Here is a 21,043-nt window from a genome sequence, read left to right on the forward strand (position 1 = left end):
TTATATTTTATTATTAATCAAATGATTAATTAACTTTAACTAACTCATTACTTTAATTAAAAGACACATGCCACATATCACAGCAAACAGGTCTGATCTTCTTCATTATCTTCCTGTCACCATCTGTCTCTGCCTGTTTTTCGCCCTGACATCCTGTGAAAAACCACAAGAAAAAATACAGCTGGAAGAGCTTACAATTGCTGAAATACACCGTGCGTTTCAGGCAGGTAACTATACAAGCGAAGACCTTGTAAACGCGTACCTGGAACAGATCGAAATGCTCGAACCCAGGCTTAATGCCATCACCGTTTTGAATCCTGCGGCCGTGGAGGAAGCCCGAAATCTTGACAAGGAATTCAGGCAGACCGGAAAGCTCAGGCCCCTTCACGGGATTCCTGTAATCGTTAAAGACAACATCAACACTGCCGGGATTTTAACGACCGGCGGATCCCGTGCACTGGAGAATTTCGCTCCCTCGGAAGATGCCCCGATAATACAAAAACTGAAGGACGCCGGGGCCATCGTTCTGGCAAAATCGAATATGGCGGAGTGGGCCTTCTCCCCCAGGCATTCGGAAAGCACGACGTTCGGAACCACCCATAATCCATACGACACTGCCCACGTACCAGCCGGCTCAAGTGGTGGAACCGCAGCAGCCATTGCAGCGAATATGGGAACTGTCGGACTCGGAACGGACACAGGAAATTCCATCCGGGGCCCCTCCTCCCATTGCTCGCTTGTTGGTTTCCGTACAACCCTTGGACTGACCAGCCGGTCCGGGATCATACCACTCTATCTTCGTAATGATGTTGTCGGTCCCATGTGCCGTACCGTTGAAGATGCAACACGGGTGATGCAGGTAATGACCGGCTACGACCCCGCCGACCCCATTACAAAATATAGTGAAGGCAGAACCCAAACTGATTATCTGCGCTACCTGGATAAAGATGGACTAAAGAACAAACGCATTGGTGTCTTGCGCATCCTCAGTGATAATGATCCTGATCCGGAAATCAGTGCCCTGTTCAATCAGGCTGTTTCAGACCTGGCCGGACAGGGAGCGACCATCATCGATCCTCTCAATATTCCGGATTTCAATGCCCTTCGCCAGAATCAGTGGTGCTCCGTCTTCCAGCAGGATGTCGAGGAATTTCTTGCCACATACGTGAAATCAGATTCTGTTCAAACCATAGAAGACATTATCAGGATCGGCACGAATAGTGAATTCGCCCTTCAGCGGCTTCAAAATTCCCTCGATTTCGTTGGGAGGTACAGCGATGCAATTGACGCGCCCTGCGGTGATGCTTATTCTGACAGCCTTCGTATTGCTTTCAGAAACGCCATTGAAGGCGTAATGGACAGTCTCCAGCTGGATGTGATCGTGTATCCATCCTGGAATAACCCCGCTGCACTGATCAATGATTTCCAGGAAGGCTATCGCGGAGATAACAGTCAGATCATTTCTCCACATACCGGACAGCCGGCTTTCACGGTCCCCATGGGATTTACCTCTGCCGGTCTGCCCGCCGGAATCCAGTTCCTGGGAAGAATGTACAGTGAGCCCGTTCTGATCCAAATGACCTATGCCTATGAACAGGCAACGCTTCACCGTAAACCCCCAAAACTTTAGAAAAATGAAACTAATCACCGTTTTATTCCTTTTGATCGCCTCTTCTGCTTTTGGCCAGATCACAACACTTAAGCTTGGCTCGGATATCTGGCCGCCATTCACCAATGAAAAGCCCGAAATGGCCTTTGCGCTGGATGTTGTATCATCCGCGCTGGAACGGTCATTTGTCAAGCCTGAAATCGTCATTCAGGATTTTGAAAAAGTTCTTGATGACCTTGAGGCCGGAAAGCTCGATGGCAGTGCCGCCCTGTGGAAAACTCCTGAAAGAGAATCCTTCCTGCTTTTCTCACAGCCTTATTTACAAAATCAATTGATCCTGGTTGGCAGGAAAGGATCTGATGTTTCGGCAGCCACCCTGAACGATCTGAACGGAAAAAAAGTAGGCATAGTTTCAAATTATGCGTATGGCGATGACCTGAAAGGTGAGACGGCAGCCAGCTTCATTGCCGGCACGAGCGACCAGGAAAACCTGGAAAAACTCCTGGAGAATGAAATAGATTTTATGCTCGTAGACGCCCTGCTCATACAGTATGTTTTGCGATATCAGTCAGAAGAAGCGGCGCGATACCTGGAAATCGGCACAAATAGTCTTCTGACAAAGTCCCTTCATTTCGCCATTCGAAAGGATCATCCGGACGCTGCAAATATCATTGTAAAATTCAATGAGGCTATCTTGAAAATGATTGGAGACGGCAGTTACAATGAAATCCTGCAGCTCAACTGGATAAAGGCAGATGTTGATGGAGATGGAAATGTAGAATTGCTCCTGAAAGGTTCCGCGGCAGGCACACAGGTCCCCTCAGGCAGCTATAGCGTTTGGTTTAATTCCGAACAACCTACCAACACGCTTACAAGCGGGTTTTATATTGATGGAAAGTATTATGATTCCTGGAATGACATTCCTTCCCAATATAAAACGCCGCCTTCAAACCCACTCGACGTTCAGCCGGTCAACATTCTGAACTTTAAAATCAAATAGCCAGAACGTCTTCCCTTTAATCTTGTTAACCTAATATGGAAGGAAAAAGCAAGGATTTGTCGGCACTGGAAATAGACAGGATCATTGAAATGGCATGGGAAGACCGTACCCCTTTCGATGCCATTGAAAACCAGTTCGGCGTGAATGAAAAGGAAGTCATTCAGATAATGAAGCGCGAAATGACGCTGAAAAACTGGAAAAAATGGCGCGAGCGGGTTCAAAACCGGGCAACCAAACACCAGGCAAAGCGAAACTCAGAAACAGATCGCTTTAAATCCAATGCCCAACGTATCATCACAGGCAACAGGATCAGTAAACGTTGATGCGGAATTTTGCGCAACTCATGTTATTTTTAGTATATGGACTCGCTGTCAATCAATGATCATCTGAAGCTCCAGCCTATTAGCAGGAGCTTTTCAAAAGAGATCTTTACCCATTTCTCCAGCGACATCGTCCGATATCTTCTGGTAGAAAAACCTCCGGAGGCTATTACCGATACGGAAGCATTCATTGATCTTTCGGTATCCCAGTTAAAAAAAGGAACGGATATCGTATGGGTGATTCTGCATCAGCAGGAATTCATCGGGTGTTGCGGCATCCACAATATCCCGTCGCGTAAACCACATTTCGGACTTTGGATCAAGAAGGAGGCTCAAGGCAGGGGTTTTGGCAGCAGTGTTACTGAATATTGCATGAAATGGGCCGTGAAGACATTGGATATAGATTATATTCGATATCCGGTTGATATCCACAACAAACCAAGCATAGCGGTGATCGAGAAGCTCACCCCGACGATTCATGGATCTTACAAGATGGGTGAAGGCAAAGTCCTTGAAGTGAACGAATATCGCCTTTACAGGGAATAATTAAAGATTACTTGTTTCTAACATAAATCAGCTTAAACCTTCCCCCACTCTGATCTTTTTGCTCAATCTCAAACTGGTTGGTTGATTTGAAAAGCGGGGTAAGCTTGTCGAAACCAAAATTTCGCGAGTCGAAATTCGGTTGCTTCTTGAGAATCAGCGATCCCACGTCGCCCATGAAAGCCCAGCCATCCTCATCGGCAGCGTCATCCACTGTTTGTTTCAGTAAACGGATCACTTTTGGCGTGATCTTATCTACATTTGATTTTATGGTCTTTCCCTTGGATCCGTCAGACTCCTGATCGGTGTGGAGAATTTCAAGATAAATAAATTTATCACAGGCAACGATAAAAGGATCCGGTGTCTTCTTTTCCCCAATTCCGAATACCTGCATTCCTGCCTCCCGTAATCGTGTCGCCAGCTTTGTAAAATCGCTGTCGGAAGAAACCAGGCAAAATCCGTCGACACTTCCTGAATAGAGGATATCCATCGCGTCAATGATCATGGCTGAATCCGTGGCATTCTTCCCGGTCGTGTAGCTATATTGCTGAATAGGGTTAATCGCTGTTTCAAGCAATACATTTTTCCATTTTGCCAAATGAGGCTTGGTCCAGTCACCGTAAATCCGCTTGATGGTGGGTGTCCCGTATTTGGTGATCTCCTCCATCATTTCCTTAATATATTTTGATGGCACATTATCCCCGTCGATGAGGACTGCCAGCTTGTTATCTTTTTTCATATACCTAAAGATACGCAAATAATAGCCCCTGATAATGAAATAGTCGCCATTCTCTGTATATATACGCCAAAATCAATACATATATATTCAAAATGTGATTGATTCTTGGAGAAGTAACAAAAAGGTTTGATACATTTGAACTAAAGAAATTCACAAGTAAATGAAAGATTTTTGGGATGAGCGATACCGAGAACCGGAATACGCTTATGGAACCAAACCGAACCAATTTTTTGCACACGCTCTAAAAGAACTTAACCCTCACGGAAAGATTTTTTTACCTGCAGAAGGCGAAGGCAGAAATGCCGTTTTTGCGGCATCTTTAGGCCTGGAAGTCGTAGCATTTGACATCAGTGAAGAAGGAAAACGCAAGGCGGAAGCACTGGCAGCAGATAACTTTGTGGATATTAATTATACGGTAGGAAATCTGAACCAGCTCAAGCTCGAACCGGAATCATTTGATGTGATCGGCCTGATCTATGCGCATTTCGAAACATATATCAAGGTTGCTTATCATAACCAGTTTATATCACTGCTTAAACCCGGTGGATTTGTAATCTTTGAAGCTTTCAGCAAGAACCATATCAAATTCCAGAAATTAAACCCTCATGCAGGCGGTCCGAAAAACGTAGATATGCTTTTTTCCATTGAGGATATGCACAAGTTATTCGCGGGCCTCGAAACCATTACCCTGGTAGAGAAACTGATCGATCTGGAAGAAGGTAAGTATCACAATGGTAAAGCATCAGTGATTCGTTATATCGGACAGAAACCCGTGGAATAGCCAAGTATTACGGTAGCGTCTTTGGATGAAATCCAATACCTTCGTCAAATGGAAGTATTCAGGATTACCGCACCACGCGCCAAAGAAGTCCCCGTCATCGTAAGTTCTCCGCATTCAGGCATCCGGTTTCCCGATTCTATTTCCATTAAAGCGGAATTTGCCGGGAACCCGGATGATACCGACTGGTTCATAGATCAATTGTATGATTTTGTTCCGGATATGGGTGCTACCCTCATTTCAGCGGTTTATAATCGATGGGTGATCGACCTGAACCGGGACCCGGCTAATAAGCCGCTGTATTCCGACGGCCGTGTGATCACCGGACTTGTTCCGCTAACTACATTCAATGGAGCAGCATTGTACGATTTGAATCCCGGCGAAAAAGAAATTCAAATCAGGATTGATCAGTATTTCCGGCCCTACCATGATAAGCTCTCGGAACTCATCAGTGAAAAGGTCAAAAAATTCGGGAAAGTGATTCTGTTCGACGCTCACTCCATCCGAAAGAATGTACCTGGAATCAGACCTGAGCCATTTCCCGATTTGATCCTCGGTGATGATGAGGGAAGATCTGCGAGCGACAGTGTAATAACCGCAGCCATGAAAGCCCTGACAGATTCCCCGTTCCAGGTAGCACATAATGAACCTTTCAAAGGCGGATATATCACGCGCAACTATGGCGATCCTGAAAAAAATATTCATGCCCTTCAGCTTGAAATGGCTAAATTGAATTACCTGGATGATTCCGAAAGGCTTTATGATCATGCACGTGCCGGACAAATCCGAAAAGTGCTTGAAAATTTATTTACCAATCTGATCCATGAAGTATCAATTTAAAGCGCTCTTAACAAACCATGGCTGGATGGAGAATGCCACCATAACAGTTGATGAAAATGGACTGATAAAGTCGATTGCAACGGACGAAGACAAGGAAAGTAACGAAGGTGTGAATGGATTGGCACTGCCAGGGTTCCAGAATGCGCATTCCCATGCCTTTCAGTATGCGATGGCCGGACTTGCTGAAGTTCATCCGCATCACAAATCGGCAGACGACTTCTGGAGTTGGCGCAATACCATGTACGAAATAGCACTGTCTATCAGTCCTGATACGTTATTTGAAGTAGCTCTTCTACTGTATCGACAAATGCTGCGGCATGGATATACCTCAGTAGCAGAATTTCATTACCTGCACCATGACCCGACGGGTGAACCGTATTCAAATTTAGCTGAAATGGGGGAACGTCTTGCCGCCGCCGCAGGACAAGCTGGAATTAAGATCACGCTTATTCCCATGTTTTATCAGCGTGGCGGTTTCGGAAAACCAGCTGAAAAGAATCAGCGGCGGTTTATTTCCAGAGATCTGGATACTTACATGAAACTTCTTGATGCATCCCGTTCTGTCATCAAACAATACGCGGGTGCGACACTCGGCATGGGTGTCCATTCACTTCGAGCAGTTGATGGCGATCTCATCCGGGAATGTTTCCAACTTCGGCAAAACGGAATACCTTTTCACATCCATATCGCTGAACAATTGAAAGAGGTTTCAGAATGTGAGGCATTTTACGGAAGACGGCCGGTAGAATGGTTCCTTGAATCCTGCCAGCCGGATCATACTACACATCTTGTACACGCCACTCATTTGACGGAATCCGAGGTTTGGGGTATCGCTGCCTCCGGAGCAAATGTCGTTCTTTGTCCCTCAACAGAAGCGAATTTGGGCGACGGATTATTCCGTTTTCACGACTTCAAAATGGCTGGCGGTAAATGGAGCATCGGGACTGACAGTCATATCGGTCTTAACCCTTTTGAGGAATTGCGGATGCTCGATTACGGTCAGCGCCTGATCAGTCACCGCCGGAATACCTTCACCCTTGAAGATAAAGCTGACAGCGGATTTAATGCTATTGAAATGAGCATATCCGCAGGGCGTTTGGCAATGGGCAGAACAGACCATCAATTTTTCGATATAGGTATGCCCTTCGACGCCGTTGTGATAGATGCAGACTCACCTCTGTTGGCAGGATCATCACCGGAGCAATGGTGCAGCACCCTCATTTACACCGGTGATGTTTCCGATGTCCTGGGCACTATTGTAAACGGTCAGTGGAAATATCACCGCGAAAGTCATGATGCCTTTCCGAAAACTGTTCAAACATTTCTGAACCTGCGTAAAAGATGAAGACCATTCATGCATTGACACTCATGATCCTTTTCCTGATCGGATCAGAAAACACAGTTCAAACAAAAGATCGCAGCCGAGATTCCATGCTGGTTGGCACCTGGAAATTTGAAGGCAGTGAGATACTTTTTACTCATCATAAGGATCGGGTGGATAAGTGGCTGACCGATACTCTTTATTTTTATGAAGATCACACGATGAAATTCTCGTACCGGAAGGAAGATGGCATATTACGAACTCATCACAGCAAATGGAAGCTTGTGAACGATAACGAGCTGGTATTTTACGAACGGAAATTAAAACACAGTATCACAGAAGAGCTGCCGGAAACTTCGTTACGTATCGACATGTTTTCACGAAGGAAACTGACCTTGCAATCTCCCATATTCAACAACACCAATGCCGTACAGGTAATGAACGTTTATTTCCGAAAAATCAGGGACTAAAGTCTATTGCATCTCACCTACCGGAATGCTTTCCAAATCCCTGATTAACACAGGCTCACCGAACCCCAGATCTTTAAGCTTTTCCATCTGAGTCGCGGCATCACCCACGACTACATAATACATGTTGTTTGGATTCGCATACTTTTTGGCAAGCTCACGGATTTCCTCAATCGATATATCCTTAACCGCTTGTTCACGATCCTTTATGTACGATGCATCCCATCCGTATTCGCTCAATTTCTGAAGCATATTCAGCTTTGCGCCCGCCGTTTCAAATGCACGTGCATTACTTTTCAAATAGTAGCTTTTAGTGTTTTCAAGATCTTCTTCGCTAAACGTCTCCGGATAATCCTCAAGGATTTGTTTTACAAGAGCTGAAGACTCATACGTTACATTGGTACGAACTCCACTGAAAATTCTGAAGGGCCCGGGCAACGCGTCTCCCTCGAAACCGGAGCCAATTCCGTACGTATAACCTTTACCTTCACGAAGTTCCTGGGTAAACCGGGAGGCAAATCCCCCGCCTCCGAGAATATAATTCATAACTGTCGCAGGGTAATAATCCGGATCCGTCTCAGGCATGGCCAGGTACCCGAAATACAAGACCGACTGCTTGGCACCGGGAACATCATAAAAATATACTTTAGAGGATGCCGGCTGAGATGCATTCAGTACATCCGGAAAATCAACATCCTTCGGAACCCATCGTTCCTGCAGCCCGTCAAGCTGAGCTACGATCTCATTTTGCCCCAGTGAACCCACCACATGCATGTTTGCCAGGTTGGGAGTAAAATTGCGCTCATAATAATCTTTCAGGTCATCCATTGATATCTCCTGCACACTCTGAATAGTACCAACTGAATTGCTGGCAAGGATATTATCACGATAGATCAGCTTCCGGAAAACTTCCCCGGCAAGCGCATTCGGGTTTCCCTTTGACTGCTCAATCTGGCTTAAAATTTCCTGCTTTGTAAGTACAAACTCAGTCGAATCCCAGCGTGGTTCCATTAACATTTCCTCCACCAGCTCCATGGTGGCGGCATAATTCCGTGATAATGTTGTTCCCGAAACCGATATATGCTGAGCGCTGGCATAAATATTGATCCGGGCGCCCAACGCATCAATCGCCTGTTCAAGCTCAAGCGGAGTCTTTCCTGCTGTACCCTTGGTAAGCATCTCAGCTAACATGTTTGAAACCCCTGTACGGGAAGGATCCTCAAGCAACATACCACCCTTAATGTCGATTACAAACTGTACTAAAGGAAGTTCATCCGACTGAATCCCCAGAATTTTCATGCCATTGGAGAGCTCTGTTTGCCATACATCAGGCACAACAACTTCCGCACTCTCACCATAAGGAGGCTCGACTGTCCGGTCGAATGATGACGCCGTACGTTCATAACTACTCTCACCTGGCGTCTCGAACGTCTCGCCTTCACCGCTTTCGACAATCTGTTCTTCAATCACTTCAGCCAGGGTAGATTCTGCCAGGGCAAGGCCGGCCGTTCCCTTCGGCACAAAACTGGTGACCACATAATTCTTATCACGTAAATACTTCTGATATACCCGCTTCACATCCTCAACGGTAACAGCAAGCGTCTTTTTTATATCTTCATTGATATACCCGGGGTCACCGGCAAAAATATTATACTGCGCCAATTGAAATGCCTTACCTAATACGCTCGAAAGACCATTGTAATAATTGGTTTCAATTCCGGCCTTGATCCTGTCCAGATCAGCCTCATTAAACCCTTCCGTTTCAAACCGCCGCAATGCTTCCCAAACAGCCGCCTCAACTGTATCCAGATCCACACCGGGATACGCGCGAACCTGCAGCCTCATCTCCCCTGCAATTTCCGATGTATAGTCATACATCGAGACATCTGAAGTGAGTTGCTTCTCCTCCACCAGCACTTTGTAAAACGGTGCATCCTTTCCGGTAGTCAGAAGTTCAGATAAAATACTGAGGGCATAGGAATCCGGGTGGTAAAGCTCAACCGCAGGCCAAACCATGTTCAGTTCAGGCAGTCGCGCAAAATTATCCTCATGATAGAGTCTGCGCGTTTCAGGCAATTCAACAGGCATAACGGGCAAAGACTCAACCGGTTCGCCGGATGGAATCTCATCAAAGTACTTATGAACCAGTGCTTTTGCATCCTCAAGATTAAAATCTCCGGCAATAACGAGCGTGGCATTATTCGGACCGTAATACTTCTTGTGAAACTCCTTGACATCAGCCAATGTAGACTGTTGGAGGTCTTCCAGCGTACCAATCACCTCCCAGCTGTAGGGATGTCCTTCGGGATACAGATTTTTTGTTATTACGTAATTGGTGTGCCCGTACGGCCTGTTATCATTACTCTGTCTCTTTTCATTCTTCACCACTTGCTTTTCCTTTGTCAGAACCTCATCCGTTACCGTATTGATGAAATAGCCGACCTTATCAGCCTCTGCCCAGATCATCTTTTCCAATGCATCCTTTGGAACGGTTTGAAAGTAATTCGTCCGGTCTCTGCTTGTGGAACCATTTGCTCCCGAGCCACCGATCCGACTGCTCATCTTATCCAGACCACCCTTCCCGAGATTTTCAGATTCAAGGAAAAACAAGTGTTCAAAAAGATGTGCAAATCCCGTTTTTCCCGGCTTTTCCCGTGCCGACCCAACATGAAAAGTAAGTGCCACAGCCACAACAGGATCCGAATGATCCTGATGAAATACTACTTCAAGACCGTTGTCCAGCGTGATCTTTTCATATTCAATGGACAAGCCAGTGCTCTCACCTGAATCCTCAGATGTTTCCTTGGAACAACCTGAAATGATGATGGATGCCATTAAGGCGAAGATGGAAATTCTTACGAATCGAATCATAGGGGTAGAATTGAATAGACAGCGAATATACACAGTGTGGATTTTGATTTAAAATTATAATGGTCCGGAGACGCATAAACTATAAACTTTTTAATTTGTATATTCCTGTTAGCAGCAAATTATTATCATTTTCAGAATGAAGACCTTCCGATTCATCCTGCGTATTTTACTGAAATTGATAGCGATCATTCTGGTACCTGTCGCGATACTGCTGCTGATACAGGTACCTGCCGAACAGAAACTTGACTGGAACGAAAGCACACAGATTTACCAACCGGATTTACAAAAAGTCTTTGAAGGAAAGGCTGACAGCCTGAGCAAAATCTGGGGTGGGAAAAAGAGTATACCTGAAGCCTATTCCCTTCAATGCCTGATCGCTCTCAGCGCCTTCCCGGAATTGAAGAATACGGAGATCCATTTCATCCTATCCAGCGAAGGCTATCCCATGCAATCCAGCATTTATCTGCCAACCCTTGTGGGGGCGAAGGAAGACCGCGTTTACAAAATAATGCTCAATGACAGTGGCGGTTCATTTCTCGATCCTATTTTGTTGAAGAACCTGCCTTTTGATGCCCAGGTAGCCATCCTGATTCATGAAATAGGGCATACAGCATATTATGAGAAGCTTTCAACCGTGAAATTTTTGAGCTGGGGCCTTAAGTATGCCTTGTTCCCCTCCTATCGGAAATCTCATGAGTCATCAACAGACCGCCTGGTGATCTACCGTGGATTTGGATATCAACTGCTCAATTATGCCCGGTTTGTCCGTTATGCAGACAGTACCAATGAACTGTACCAGGAAGCAAAATATTTTATGAACACTTATTATCTCACACCTTATGAAACTCAGGATTTCATAAACAAATTATACGACCGACGATGAAATTGAAAAGAACTAATAGTGACCCAAGGATAAGGATCAATTTCCTGTGGAGGATCATTCAGGCAAATAAACTGCACCAAGACTGCGGGTAGGAACATAACTGTTACCCCGAATCAACAAATCCCAATAATCATAGGCGATTATCCCTAACAATGGAATCGCGAAGAATGGAATCCAGAAGGTGCCAAAAAAAGAATAAATAATTCCTGCCTCCAGTGCCGAAAACAAAGGTACACCAGCCATGGCGCATACGAATTTTACCGACTGCAAAAAATGTGGATCCCGTACCGATTTTTTCAGTATGAGTCGGGTAATAATAAAAACCGGGAGATTCAAAACAAAACCGGCAATGAATATGGGTAAACCCAGGATCCGCATTATCCATTTGATCCATCCCGTTTTGGCTTGCCCTTCATCCGAAAGACTGTCGCCTGCGCTAATGGCGGCAATAATTTTTTTATCGGAATTGAATCGCTGTAAAAGACTATTCTCTTTCCTTCGGTGCAACATCCACTCCTTTTCTGTCTGGTCATAGCGTTCAACAGGAGTTATGTTCAACATTAATTCCGACATCCTTTCCTCCAGATCCCTGTTAAATTGATTAAATGCCTCAGACCTGCTTTGCTGGAATATCGACTTAAAGGATTTGATACTATAGGGCTTGCCACAGTTTATCAGTACATCCGTCCTGAATTTTGTAGGATGTTCATAATTAATACCCACCGGAATAATCTGTACTCCCAGTTGAAAATCATGAGTCGATTCGGCCTCAAAAACAATACGCGCCAGCCCTTTTTTCAGGGGCGTCCGAAGATATTTCAACATCCCATGATTACCCTCCGGAAAAATTAATACTGAGCCCATTCCGCCGAGGATCTTTACACATTCATCAAATGTATCTTCATTGGCATGCTTAACATTTACATTATCACGCTGCCGGTAAACCGGCAACATATGGATGGCTCGAAGCAAAAACTTCACGAACTTACCCTGGAAAACCCCTGCCCTTGTTAGATACCAGGGCTTGCGGCCGCAGGAAATACCTATAAGTACGGGATCAAGGAATGCACTTTGATGATTTACAGCAAATATTACAGGATGATCCCTGGGTACGGGCGCTTCTTTCACCACCTTATACCTTCGAAAAAAGAATATCGCCGTAACACCTGCCCAGATTCTCAGGAAAGTAAGAAACAGATAATTCCCGATGTTTACGTATTCATACTTACCAGTTGCCATCGCTTATAAATTTGTGCAATGATGAGTCCTGAAATTATATCCCAAATACCCCACCAGGCAACAAGTAAAACCATTCCACCTTTCCCGCCAAAAAATGTAAACACGATAAGCAACCCTAAACCGCCATTCTGTATGCCCGTTTCAATAGATATTGTTTTCGCATCCGAAAGAGATCCGGTGGTCAACCGACCGAAAACATATCCCATCAACAAGGCCAGACCATTGTGGATAAATACAAGGAAAACAAAATATTCCCAGTAATCCGCAAAAACATCAAGATTACCAACAAAGGCAACAGCAATGAACGCCAGGAGTATAAGTACACTCAGTACCTGAAGCGGTTTAAATAGTTTTTGGGCAATGTCAGGGAAACGATTTGCGAGATACATCCCCAGCATCAGGGGAATTACCATGATAAGCAGCACCGTAAGTGCCAGGTCGTAATAATTGATTGATATGGTCGACAATAACGGCTTCACATATTCCACTTTTCGAGCCCAGAAATGGAAGTTAAAAGGAGTCATCAGCGGCGCAAGCAGCGTAGCCATAACCGTTAAGCTTACGCTCAGTGCTACATTACCGCGACTCTGAAGCGAAAAGAAATTGGAAATATTGCCTCCGGGACAAGCCGCAATGAGAATCATTCCCAATGCCAGTCCCATATCCGGCCGCATCACCAGCACCAAAAGGAAGGTCATAAAGGGAAAAAGCAGGTATTGTGAAATGAGACCGGATATGACTCCCCTGGGATTTCTGAATATTTCCTGAAAATCTTTGAGATTGATAGATAAGGCCACACTGAACATAATGATCGCCAGGCAGATGTTCATTAACCACATATTATCATCGGAAAAGTCGATATGAACATCCTGAAGCGGCAAAGGCTGATTTTCACTCATTGCTGCAAAATACAAATATTTTTATATGAGAACAGTAATCTCAAATCATAACCGTTAACTCCTCCGTTGAACCCTGATTTCCCCCACTGGTCCATCCTTGCTTGAATCAATGGACATTCTGTTGGAAATTGAAACAGACTCAGAATAATATCAAACAGTGTTTTCCCAGCCAGAATATGTACTGCCCGGCATAACAGCGGCAATCTTTGCAGTTGCTTATCCCCTTTTCTGCGTCCTTACATTCCGAAAAACGTATCATAAAATTAAAACTGGTCGGATTTCCAGGCTTACGTACTACCAGCGATCCATTGCTCTTCTTATGCTGATGGTCTTCATCGTTGTGGTGAACCACCTTTTCGGCACCTTGCAACCGGTGATCTGGTTCTCCGGGATAAATAATGCCACCATCGTTTTTTCCATACTCATTACTCTCTTTATCCTGGCCCAGATTCGGCAAAAAATTAAACCAGCGGATGCGCTGGAAATACGATCCGGGATGGAGGAAATATGGATATTTATCCCAAAATCACCGATTGAATACAAGTGGTTTGTAGCGCTGTCAATCACTGCCGGTATATGCGAAGAAATTATATTCCGTTACTATCTTTATCATTATTTCCACCTGTTCCTTCCGGCACCGGTGTCCATCCTGATCCTGAATTTCTTGTTTGCACTTTCCCGTATTCAAAGCGGATTCCAGAACATGGTGGGGGCATTTGTACTCGGACTGATATTCAGCGTGATCTATTATTTCTCGGGATTCCTAATCCTGCCCATCATCCTGCACACGGCTATTGAAATTCAGACCGGGACCATTGGATTCAGAATTCAGAAATATATCAATTCTCAGTCACTCTGACCCTCTTCGATATATTCGAGGATATCTCCGGGCTGACAATCAAGCTCACGGCATATTGCTTCGAGTGTACTGAAACGAATAGCCCTGGCTTTTCCTGTTTTCAATATGGAAAGATTGGCTTCGGTAATTCCAATCCGCTCAGCGAGCTCCTTCGATGGCATTTTCCGACGGGCGAGCATTACATCAAGATTTACAATAACTGCCATAATGTTAAATCGTTAAGTCGGATTCCTCTCTGAGCCGGCTGCCCTCATACACCATGCCGGCCATGAGTAACAGAACTACCCCAAAGATCATTGGGGTCAAATCCAGCCCTCCGTATAAATACACACCCCCGTTGACCACTCTGAAATTTTTCTCAAAATAGTTGCTGGAAAACAAGTCTCCAACATATTTAAAAACAGGTATCAGAAAAGATACAAGACTCAACAGTAAAAGCCTTTTGTAATTAGACCGAATAAAAAACTCTCCACGGGACAGACTTAAAAGAAACCGACGGAAAGTGATGAGCACAAACAGACTCAATGCGAGAGAAACAGTTAAATAACCAATAAAAAGCCAGATGATTTTTTTGATATCTTTTTCGCCAAAAAACTCATAGACTACTGGAAGGTAAAACCGATCCTCATAGGAAGCCCTGACAGTAACGTCCGTCCTGGGAACTATCTTCAGATTTTGACCGGTTGTGTCCGTGTTCATTAAATATATCCGGGGATGAGGCACCCGCAATTCCAGGTAATCACGGTAAACACCATCCTTAAACTCAGAAACCTTGGCCAGATAGTACTGGCCTACTTTAATCTCACTTGTATCCGACCACCCCACCATGCCTTCATCACTTTCAGGGCGTACTCCCTCCCCCACAAATCCTGATAACATGTAATAGGAAAAAAGTGACCCCGCTGATATTACGATGATCGCAATGTTGACTACCCAGAGAGAAACCGTGGAAATTCTGCTTATTCTTTTCATAATAATGTTGATTATTATTCAAAGGTAATAATTTATTATTGTTTTTCAATAATTTTTTATTCTTTATTGATGATTATCCTCATCCTACGAATGTATGAAGTCTCTCTCTATCGAAGCGCCAATTTGATCGTCACTAATAAAATATTTCGTAACTTTGCACCACCGGAAGAATACCGGATATTTTATTGAAAGTAAGTGAGTTATTAATCATTCATGCAAAATGATCCTACATAACCGCGTTAATCGTGATGTGCTCAAAGAGCAGATCCGAAACAGCACACGCAAACGTACAACCCTGTCTTTTTATCGATATGTTCAACTGAGTGATCCGGCATCATACCGGGATCAGCTGTTTATTGATTTCAGCAAACTGGAAGTATTGGGGCGGATTTATGTCGCCCATGAGGGAATTAATGCCCAGATCAGTGTTCCCGATGACCGGTTTGAGGAATTCCGACAGTTTATAGAAGAATCAGCAGAGCTCACGGGTATTCGCCTGAACATTGCTGTAGACGACGATGGTAAGTCGTTCTACAAACTTAAAATTCAAATCCGTAAAAAAATTGTTGCCGACGGACTAAACGATGAAACGTTTGATGTGACCAAACGGGGAACACATTTATCGGCAGAAGACTTTAACCGCCTGGCCCAGGATCCCAACACGATCATCATCGATATGCGTAATCACTATGAAAGTGAGGTGGGCCATTTTGAAAACGCCATATGCCCCGATGTTGACACCTTCCGGGAAGCACTTCCGCTCGTTGAAGACATGCTTGCCGACCAGAAAGATAAAAACCTGGTAATGTATTGTACCGGGGGCATCCGGTGTGAAAAAGCCAGTGCATATTACAAGCATAAAGGTTTCAAAAATGTATTTCAGCTGGATGGAGGTATCATTGAATATGCACGGCAGGTAGAACAGAAACAGCTGCCAAACCTTTTCAAGGGCAAAAATTTTGTGTTTGACGAACGACTAGGTGAGCGTATCAGCGATGATATCATCAGTGTTTGTCATCAATGCGGAAAACCCGCCGACACACATACAAATTGTGTGAATGAAGCATGCCACCTCCTGTTCATTCAGTGTGCTGAATGTGCCGAAAAAATGGAAGGATGCTGCTCTACGGAATGTGTGGAAGTGATTCACCTTCCTGAAGAGGAACAAAAAGCACTAAGGAAAAAGGTTAATCTCGGACGTCAGGTCTATCGCAAAGGACGATCGCCGAAGTTACTTTTTAAGGGAAGTACAGAATTAAAGACAGAAAATAAATAATTCCTGAACCCTGCAAGAGCATAATTCGTTAACTTAAGTTGGTCAGAAGGAATTAAATGATTTATGGCACGTATAAAATATTATTACGACACCGAAACATGTAAATACGAGCGGATCAAGGTACGCACCCAGGATGTAATCTGGAATGTGCTGGGCCTTGCTTCACTCATACTTGTATCCAGTGTTGGAATCGTTTTCCTGTTTTTCTCCTACTTCGAATCACCGAAGGAAGTTCGGTTAACGAATGAAGTAGAGGAAATGCAGCATTACTATGAAAACCTTGACAAAGAGGTAACTCAGTTGCACGAGGTTCTCGCAGCCCTGGAAAGACGTGACGACAACCTTTATCGGGTTGTGCTGGGGTCTGAGCCCATAGACCCTTCCGTCCGGAATGCAGGTATCGGTGGCACAGACCGCTACACGGAACTCAGAAATAAGGATCTCGATAACAAGGATATCATAGTGGAATTGAAGGAGGATGTCGACAAACTTCGCAGGAAGATGTATATCCAGTCTAAATCGTATGATGAGATTGCTGATCTGGCCGAAAGTAAGGAAAAACTTTTCGCAGCGATACCGGCCATCCAGCCAGTTTCCAATGAGGAATTGATCCGTTTGGCCTCTGGCTTTGGATACCGAACACACCCGATTTATAAAGTGCGCAAAATGCACCCCGGAATCGACTTTTCAGCTCCTCCCGGAACACCCATTTATGCCACTGCAGACGGTACTGTCGTAAAAGCACAGGTACGTTTTAGCGGTTATGGGAAACTGATTGAGATCGATCACGGGTTCGGATATAAAACGCGGTATGCGCACATGCAGGAATTCGAAGTGAAGAGCGGTCAGACCGTAAAGCGTGGTCAGGTTATTGGCTATGTGGGAAGCACGGGCCTGTCAACAGCGCCACACCTCCACTATGAAGTTCTCAAAAACGATAAACAAATTAATCCGGTTCACTATTTCTTTAATGACCTTAACCCGGATGAATACGAAAAAATCATCGAACTGGCATCCATTGAAAACCAATCACTGGGAATGTAAAAATGATTTGCTGATTTTTTTTGGTTCACAATGAACAATTAATTTATTTAGCAGTTAATTAAGAAAATGAAATTTAACGCTGTACATCATATCCATCATCATTCAGTCGCAACCTGAAAAGCGTGGTGGAAAGATTATGCGTAAAACATAAGAAAAGGCCTGCCATGCGGTGGGCCTTTTTTATTTACAACGAATTAAACTAAATGAATACAATGCTTCGTATCGCTGTACAGAAATCAGGGAGATTACAGGAAAAGTCGATTAAATTACTCTCAGAATGCGGACTGAATTTCAGTAACGGAACCAACCGGCTCAAAGCCGTATCGTACAATTTTCCGGCAGAAATCCTCTTCCTTCGTGACGACGACATCCCCCAATATGTGGAGGACCAGGTAGCGGATATCGGTATCGTCGGGGAGAATGTCTACGCGGAAAAAGGTAAGGCAGTTGACCTGGTGCAACGCCTGAATTTTGCGAAATGCCGTCTGAGTATCGCCGTTCCTAAAGGAACACACTATTCAGGTCTTGCAGACCTTGCCGGTAAGCGTATCGCCACTACCTACCCCAACATCGTTCGCAAGTTTTTATCCGAAAAGGGAATCTCATCCGATATACACGAAATCAGCGGATCTGTAGAAATAGCACCGGGAATTGGCCTGGCTGAAGCTATTTGTGATATCGTAAGCACGGGAAGCACTCTTCTAAGTAACGGACTGAAGGAAGTTGAAACCGTAATGAAGAGTGAGGCAGTAATGATCGCAAATCCAAACCTGGATGATGAGCGGCAAAAAATTCTTGATCAGCTGATCTTCCGGATCAAGTCGGTAAACACCGCAAGAAATAATAAATACCTCCTGCTGAATGCCCCGAATTCAGCTATAGAGGCAATTACCGCCATTCTCCCTGGCATGAAAAGTCCGACTATCACCCCGCTGGGCATGGAAGGCTGGTCTTCCCTGCACTCAGTAGTAAACGAAGATGATTTCTGGGATATCATCGATCAGCTGAAATCGCTCGGTGCCCAGGGAATTCTGGTAATTCCAATTGAAAAAATGATTATCTGATGAATCTGAATATCAGCAAATATCCCCAACTATCAGAATGGGAGTCGCTCTTCAAGCGCCCCACGCTCAATGTCACAAACCTGTTCAGTACGGTTCAGGAAATTCTGGATGAGGTTAAAAGCAATGGAGATCAGGCGTTGCGCCAATACACGGAAAGGTTTGACGGAGTGTCCGTTCAGGATATACAGGTTTCTGAACAGGAAATCAGTGATTCTGAAACCCGGTTAAGTGAGAAACTGAAAAATGCCATCCGTCAGGCAGCCGCAAATATTGAATTATTCCACAAGGCTCAAAGAACCGAACCCCTTTTCGTGGAAACCATGCCTGGAATCCGCTGCTGGCGAAAGGCAATTCCTATTCAGAAAGTCGGACTCTACATTCCGGGAGGCACGGCCCCTTTATTTTCAAGTGTCCTCATGTTGGGTATTCCGGCAAAAATTGCCGGCTGCAGGGAAATTGTTCTTTGCTCCCCTCCGGATAAAACAGGAAATATTAATCCGGCCATTCTCTTCGCTGCCAAAATTATAGGTATTACCACCATTATCAAGGCGGGAGGAGCTCAGGCTATTGCAGCCATGGCATATGGTACGAAGAGTGTTCCCCGAACCGACAAGATATTTGGCCCTGGAAATCAATTTGTAACAGCCGCCAAGCAACTCATTAGTTTGTCGGGAACCGCTATCGACATGCCCGCCGGTCCTTCAGAAGTAGCTGTAATCGCCGATGAAACAGCCAACCCCGCCTACGTTGCTGCGGACCTCCTCTCACAGGCTGAGCATGGCCGGGACAGCCAGGTAATTCTTTTCACAAACTCAGAATCGCTGGTTGACGACATACACACGGAAATTGACCGTCAGTTGGAACAACTTCCAAGAAAGGAAATGGCCGCCGAAAGTCTTGGCAATAGCCGCGTGATTCTCACAAAAACCATTGAGGAAGCAATGGAAATGAGTAATGCCTACGCGCCTGAACATCTGATCCTGGCAACAAAAGATGCTGAAGAACTCGCGGAAAAGGTCGTGAATGCAGGCTCTGTTTTCGTAGGGCATTATACGCCTGAATCTGCAGGGGACTATGCCTCCGGCACCAATCATACCCTTCCTACAAATGGCACCGCACGAGCCTATAGCGGTGTTTCGCTGGATAGTTATATGAAAATGGTGACATTCCAGGCCATTTCAGAAGAAGGAATTGAATTACTCGGTGACACCATCGAGGAAATGGCTGCCGCTGAACAGCTCGACGCCCACAAAAATGCCGTATCCATTAGACGAAAAAAATCATACAATGGAGCTTGATGACCTCATACGACCCAATATCCTGGCGATGAAGCCATATAGCTCCGCCCGGGATGAATTTAGCGGACAGGCAGGGATATTCCTGGATGCCAATGAAAATCCCAACGAAACGGGACTTAACAGGTACCCCGACCCCTATCAGAAAGAAATCAAAAGAAAACTTTCCGCACTTAAAGGGGTGGCCGAAAACCGGATTTTTCTCGGTAATGGAAGCGACGAACCCATCGACCTGCTGATCCGGATATTTTGCAGGCCCGGAGTGGACTCCATTCTGATTTTGGATCCCACCTATGGCATGTATCAGGTGGCGGCGGCTGTTAATGATGTGACGGTCATTAAGGCACCGCTAACGGAGAACTTTGAACTGGATCCGGAAACGGTACTCAGTCAAATCCAACGCGATACAAAGATCATCTTTCTCTGCAGTCCGAATAACCCAAGCGGAAACCTGCTTTCTAAAACGGCCATGCAGAGAATCATGGGTAACTTCACCGGCATTGTGGTTGTAGATGAGGCTTATATTGATTTTACAGATGATCCAGGCTTCATAGATGAGCTGGATAAATATCCACACCTGGTAGTTCTTCAGACATTTTCGAAAGCCTGGGGTATGGCCGGTCTGCGTGTAGGAATGGCGTTTGCTTCAGAACGGATAATCCAATTACTCAATAAGGTAAAGCCACCTTACAACATCAATATTCTGAGTCAGCAGAAAATCCTCAATGCGCTCGAAAATCCGGAAAATGTAAAAACTGCAATGACTGAAATTATTTCGCAGCGGAGCTGGCTGAGGGAACACCTGGCAAACCATCCCTCGGTCGAGAAAATATATCCGAGTGACAGTAATTTCCTGTTGATAAGATTCAGAGACGCACAAAAAATATTCCGGGAGTTACTAAGCCTTCAAATCATTACAAGAGATCGTTCTTCGGTGCTCCACGGCTCCAATTGCCTGCGAATTACTGTTGGAACACCGGAAGAAAACAAGAAATTAGTAGAAGCATTATTTGAAATGACGTGA

21 protein-coding genes are annotated in these 21,043 nt (G+C 44.9%); 15 read left to right on the forward strand and 6 right to left on the reverse strand.

Annotation, left to right across the window (positions count from 1 at the left end; translation table 11 throughout):
• The first annotated feature begins 67 nt into the window (after positions 1–67).
• The 4 genes from LDX50_RS09745 to LDX50_RS09760 are packed head-to-tail and all read left to right on the forward strand — an operon-like array spanning position 68 to position 3,475.
• Positions 68–1,630, forward strand: coding sequence for an amidase (locus LDX50_RS09745; RefSeq protein ID WP_225698257.1), 1,563 nt, complete (start codon positions 68–70; stop codon positions 1,628–1,630).
• Positions 1,631–1,634: 4 nt separating this feature from the next.
• A complete protein-coding gene (locus LDX50_RS09750; RefSeq protein ID WP_225698258.1) occupies positions 1,635–2,609 on the forward strand; it encodes a substrate-binding periplasmic protein in 975 nt (324 codons plus the stop codon).
• A 35-nt stretch (positions 2,610–2,644) separates the two neighbouring features.
• Positions 2,645–2,932, forward strand: coding sequence for a TIGR03643 family protein (locus LDX50_RS09755; protein ID WP_225698259.1), 288 nt, complete (start codon positions 2,645–2,647; stop codon positions 2,930–2,932).
• Positions 2,933–2,968: 36 nt separating this feature from the next.
• Positions 2,969–3,475, forward strand: a complete 507-nt coding sequence (locus tag LDX50_RS09760; protein WP_225698260.1) for a GNAT family N-acetyltransferase — start codon at positions 2,969–2,971, stop codon at positions 3,473–3,475.
• A 7-nt stretch (positions 3,476–3,482) separates the two neighbouring features.
• Here LDX50_RS09760 and LDX50_RS09765 read toward each other — a convergent pair whose 3' ends face one another.
• Entirely contained in the window at positions 3,483–4,211 is a 729-nt protein-coding gene (locus LDX50_RS09765; RefSeq protein ID WP_225698261.1) for an NYN domain-containing protein, read from the reverse strand.
• Between the two features lie 160 nt (positions 4,212–4,371).
• Between LDX50_RS09765 and LDX50_RS09770 the strand changes: the two genes are divergently transcribed.
• From LDX50_RS09770 to LDX50_RS09785, 4 genes are read left to right on the forward strand one after another with little or no spacing between them, the layout of a single operon-like run.
• Positions 4,372–4,992: a class I SAM-dependent methyltransferase gene (locus LDX50_RS09770; RefSeq protein ID WP_225698262.1), complete on the forward strand. Its 621-nt coding sequence runs from the start codon at positions 4,372–4,374 to the stop codon at positions 4,990–4,992.
• A gap of 48 nt (positions 4,993–5,040) precedes the next feature.
• Positions 5,041–5,829: an N-formylglutamate amidohydrolase gene (locus tag LDX50_RS09775; RefSeq protein ID WP_225698263.1), complete on the forward strand. Its 789-nt coding sequence runs from the start codon at positions 5,041–5,043 to the stop codon at positions 5,827–5,829.
• Positions 5,813–7,174 (forward strand): formimidoylglutamate deiminase, encoded by a 1,362-nt coding sequence (gene hutF / locus LDX50_RS09780; protein WP_225698264.1) that lies wholly within the window; start codon positions 5,813–5,815, stop codon positions 7,172–7,174. The genes LDX50_RS09775 and hutF overlap by 17 nt, the downstream gene beginning before the upstream one ends.
• The gene (locus tag LDX50_RS09785; RefSeq protein ID WP_225698265.1) at positions 7,171–7,620 is read left to right on the forward strand and encodes a hypothetical protein; all 450 of its coding nucleotides are present in this window, start codon (positions 7,171–7,173) and stop codon (positions 7,618–7,620) included. The genes hutF and LDX50_RS09785 overlap by 4 nt, the downstream gene beginning before the upstream one ends.
• 3 nt (positions 7,621–7,623) lie before the next feature.
• Here the strand turns inward: LDX50_RS09785 and LDX50_RS09790 are convergent, their stop codons facing one another.
• The gene (locus LDX50_RS09790) at positions 7,624–10,488 is read right to left on the reverse strand and encodes a M16 family metallopeptidase (RefSeq protein WP_225698266.1); all 2,865 of its coding nucleotides are present in this window, start codon (positions 10,486–10,488) and stop codon (positions 7,624–7,626) included.
• Between the two features lie 136 nt (positions 10,489–10,624).
• Here LDX50_RS09790 and LDX50_RS09795 point away from each other — a divergent pair, with 136 nt between their 5' ends.
• A complete protein-coding gene (locus LDX50_RS09795) occupies positions 10,625–11,371 on the forward strand; it encodes a hypothetical protein (protein WP_225698267.1) in 747 nt (248 codons plus the stop codon).
• A gap of 54 nt (positions 11,372–11,425) precedes the next feature.
• Here LDX50_RS09795 and LDX50_RS09800 read toward each other — a convergent pair whose 3' ends face one another.
• Positions 11,426–12,610, reverse strand: coding sequence for a 1-acyl-sn-glycerol-3-phosphate acyltransferase (locus tag LDX50_RS09800; RefSeq protein WP_225698268.1), 1,185 nt, complete (start codon positions 12,608–12,610; stop codon positions 11,426–11,428).
• Positions 12,583–13,509, reverse strand: a complete 927-nt coding sequence (locus tag LDX50_RS09805) for a bile acid:sodium symporter family protein (protein WP_225698269.1) — start codon at positions 13,507–13,509, stop codon at positions 12,583–12,585. The genes LDX50_RS09800 and LDX50_RS09805 overlap by 28 nt, the downstream gene beginning before the upstream one ends.
• A 157-nt stretch (positions 13,510–13,666) precedes the next feature.
• On the opposite strand from LDX50_RS09805, the gene LDX50_RS30995 reads away from it, so the two are divergent.
• Entirely contained in the window at positions 13,667–14,368 is a 702-nt protein-coding gene (locus tag LDX50_RS30995) for a CPBP family intramembrane glutamic endopeptidase (protein ID WP_225698270.1), read from the forward strand.
• On the opposite strand, the gene LDX50_RS09815 is transcribed toward LDX50_RS30995, so the two are convergent.
• Both LDX50_RS09815 and LDX50_RS09820 read right to left on the reverse strand, forming a co-directional pair.
• On the reverse strand, positions 14,356–14,574 hold the full coding sequence (locus LDX50_RS09815; RefSeq protein ID WP_225698271.1) for a helix-turn-helix domain-containing protein: 219 nt from the start codon (positions 14,572–14,574) through the stop codon (positions 14,356–14,358). The genes LDX50_RS30995 and LDX50_RS09815 overlap by 13 nt on opposite strands.
• A gap of 4 nt (positions 14,575–14,578) precedes the next feature.
• The gene (locus LDX50_RS09820; RefSeq protein WP_225698272.1) at positions 14,579–15,340 is read right to left on the reverse strand and encodes a DUF2975 domain-containing protein; all 762 of its coding nucleotides are present in this window, start codon (positions 15,338–15,340) and stop codon (positions 14,579–14,581) included.
• A gap of 220 nt (positions 15,341–15,560) precedes the next feature.
• On the opposite strand from LDX50_RS09820, the gene trhO reads away from it, so the two are divergent.
• From trhO to hisC, 5 genes are all read left to right on the forward strand, one after another.
• On the forward strand, positions 15,561–16,616 hold the full coding sequence (trhO, locus tag LDX50_RS09825; RefSeq protein WP_225698273.1) for an oxygen-dependent tRNA uridine(34) hydroxylase TrhO: 1,056 nt from the start codon (positions 15,561–15,563) through the stop codon (positions 16,614–16,616).
• Between the two features lie 63 nt (positions 16,617–16,679).
• Positions 16,680–17,660 (forward strand): peptidoglycan DD-metalloendopeptidase family protein, encoded by a 981-nt coding sequence (locus LDX50_RS09830; protein ID WP_225698274.1) that lies wholly within the window; start codon positions 16,680–16,682, stop codon positions 17,658–17,660.
• A gap of 203 nt (positions 17,661–17,863) precedes the next feature.
• A complete protein-coding gene (gene hisG / locus LDX50_RS09835) occupies positions 17,864–18,724 on the forward strand; it encodes an ATP phosphoribosyltransferase (RefSeq protein WP_225698275.1) in 861 nt (286 codons plus the stop codon).
• Positions 18,724–20,022 carry a histidinol dehydrogenase gene (gene hisD, locus LDX50_RS09840; protein ID WP_225698276.1) on the forward strand — a complete coding sequence of 433 codons (1,299 nt, stop codon included), beginning with the start codon at positions 18,724–18,726 and terminating at the stop codon, positions 20,020–20,022. The genes hisG and hisD overlap by 1 nt, the downstream gene beginning before the upstream one ends.
• Positions 20,012–21,043 (forward strand): histidinol-phosphate transaminase, encoded by a 1,032-nt coding sequence (gene hisC / locus LDX50_RS09845; protein ID WP_225698277.1) that lies wholly within the window; start codon positions 20,012–20,014, stop codon positions 21,041–21,043. The genes hisD and hisC overlap by 11 nt, the downstream gene beginning before the upstream one ends.

It is taken from the genome of Fulvivirga sedimenti, assembly GCF_020328055.1.

Excerpts from the sequence above, each read along its gene's own strand:
- hisD (WP_225698276.1), top strand. The coding sequence starts at position 18,724 with ATGAATCTGAATATCAGCAAATATCCCCAACTATCAGAATGGGAGTCG.
- LDX50_RS09790 (WP_225698266.1), bottom strand. The coding sequence starts at position 10,488 with ATGATTCGATTCGTAAGAATTTCCATCTTCGCCTTAATGGCATCCATC.
- LDX50_RS09805 (WP_225698269.1), bottom strand. The coding sequence starts at position 13,509 with ATGAGTGAAAATCAGCCTTTGCCGCTTCAGGATGTTCATATCGACTTT.
- LDX50_RS09770 (WP_225698262.1), top strand. The coding sequence starts at position 4,372 with ATGAAAGATTTTTGGGATGAGCGATACCGAGAACCGGAATACGCTTAT.
- hutF (WP_225698264.1), top strand. The coding sequence starts at position 5,813 with ATGAAGTATCAATTTAAAGCGCTCTTAACAAACCATGGCTGGATGGAG.
- LDX50_RS09760 (WP_225698260.1), top strand. The coding sequence starts at position 2,969 with ATGGACTCGCTGTCAATCAATGATCATCTGAAGCTCCAGCCTATTAGC.
- LDX50_RS09775 (WP_225698263.1), top strand. The coding sequence starts at position 5,041 with ATGGAAGTATTCAGGATTACCGCACCACGCGCCAAAGAAGTCCCCGTC.
- hisG (WP_225698275.1), top strand. The coding sequence starts at position 17,864 with ATGAATACAATGCTTCGTATCGCTGTACAGAAATCAGGGAGATTACAG.
- LDX50_RS09765 (WP_225698261.1), bottom strand. The coding sequence starts at position 4,211 with ATGAAAAAAGATAACAAGCTGGCAGTCCTCATCGACGGGGATAATGTG.
- LDX50_RS09745 (WP_225698257.1), top strand. The coding sequence starts at position 68 with ATGCCACATATCACAGCAAACAGGTCTGATCTTCTTCATTATCTTCCT.
- LDX50_RS09785 (WP_225698265.1), top strand. The coding sequence starts at position 7,171 with ATGAAGACCATTCATGCATTGACACTCATGATCCTTTTCCTGATCGGA.
- LDX50_RS09795 (WP_225698267.1), top strand. The coding sequence starts at position 10,625 with ATGAAGACCTTCCGATTCATCCTGCGTATTTTACTGAAATTGATAGCG.
- LDX50_RS09830 (WP_225698274.1), top strand. The coding sequence starts at position 16,680 with ATGGCACGTATAAAATATTATTACGACACCGAAACATGTAAATACGAG.
- LDX50_RS09750 (WP_225698258.1), top strand. The coding sequence starts at position 1,635 with ATGAAACTAATCACCGTTTTATTCCTTTTGATCGCCTCTTCTGCTTTT.
- trhO (WP_225698273.1), top strand. The coding sequence starts at position 15,561 with ATGATCCTACATAACCGCGTTAATCGTGATGTGCTCAAAGAGCAGATC.
- LDX50_RS09815 (WP_225698271.1), bottom strand. The coding sequence starts at position 14,574 with ATGGCAGTTATTGTAAATCTTGATGTAATGCTCGCCCGTCGGAAAATG.
- LDX50_RS09755 (WP_225698259.1), top strand. The coding sequence starts at position 2,645 with ATGGAAGGAAAAAGCAAGGATTTGTCGGCACTGGAAATAGACAGGATC.
- hisC (WP_225698277.1), top strand. The coding sequence starts at position 20,012 with ATGGAGCTTGATGACCTCATACGACCCAATATCCTGGCGATGAAGCCA.
- LDX50_RS09820 (WP_225698272.1), bottom strand. The coding sequence starts at position 15,340 with ATGAAAAGAATAAGCAGAATTTCCACGGTTTCTCTCTGGGTAGTCAAC.
- LDX50_RS09800 (WP_225698268.1), bottom strand. The coding sequence starts at position 12,610 with ATGGCAACTGGTAAGTATGAATACGTAAACATCGGGAATTATCTGTTT.